The 987-nt window shown below is 70.2% G+C and carries 2 protein-coding genes; both read left to right on the top strand.

Annotated features, from left to right (window positions below):
• Nucleotides 1-567: enoyl-CoA hydratase/isomerase family protein (locus AC1D1G_RS45530; protein ID WP_477956975.1), on the top strand; the 567-nt coding region annotated here is incomplete at its 5' end.
• Nucleotides 568-599: 32 nt separating this feature from the next.
• The coding region (locus AC1D1G_RS45525; protein ID WP_477956974.1) for an NAD(P)-binding domain-containing protein at nucleotides 600-987 on the top strand (388 nt) is incomplete at its 3' end.

Genomic DNA, 987 nt, shown 5'->3' with positions numbered 1-987 from the left:
GCCCTGACCACCGCCCGGCTCAGTGCCGGCGATGCGATCGCGTGCGGGTTCGCCGACCACTTCATCCCGTCGGAGAAGATCGAGCAGTTCCTCGACGCGCTGTCGACCACGCCGGTTCAGGAGGCGCTCGCACAGTTCACCGAACCGGCTCCCGCATCGGAGTTGCTGGCGCAGCAGGGCTGGATCGACGCCGCGTACTCGGCGAACAGTGTCGCCGACATCGTCGCGCGCCTGCAGGCCAGTGGGGTGCCCGAGGCGGAGAAGGCGGCCGAGCAGGTGCGCTCGAAGTCGCCGACCGCGTGCGCGGTCACCCTGACATCGCTGCGCCGCGCMCGGCAGGCCGGCAGCCTCGAGGAAGTGCTCAATGACGAGTTCCGGGTGTCYGTCGCCTGCCTGAGCTCGCCCGACCTCGTCGAGGGCATCCGGGCGCAGGTCGTGGACAAGGACCGCAACCCGCAGTGGTCGCCCGCCACGATCGAGGAGGTCGACCCGGCGCRGGTCGACGCGTTCTTCGCCCCACTCGGCGACCTCGAACTCGGCCTGACGGCCCCGCAGCGCCAGCACTGACCACCAGCCACACGCGTCCAGGAGGGACTGCTATGAGCACTACCGTCGGATTTCTGGGACTCGGTCACATGGGTGGTCCCATGGCGGCCAACCTCGTCAAGGCGGGGCACACGGTGGTCGGCTTCGACCTCGCGCCCGCCGCACTCGAACAGGCAGTGAAAGACGGTGTCACCGTCGCTGATTCGGCCGTCGAGGCCGTGCGCGAGGTGGACGTCGTGATCACGATGCTGCCGAGCGGCAAGCACGTTCTCGGGCTCTACGCGGAGATCCTGCCCGCCGCGAAGCCGGGCACCCTGTTCATCGATTCGTCCACCATCGACGTCGCGGACGCCCGGGCGGCGCACGACGAGGCGGTCGAGGCGGGCCACCGTTCGGTGGACGCACCCGTCTCCGGCGGCGTCGTCGGCGCCACCGCGGGAA

It is taken from the genome of Rhodococcus sp. P3_B8 (assembly GCF_056402775.1).
This window is presented reverse-complemented; position numbering and strand designations above follow the sequence as displayed.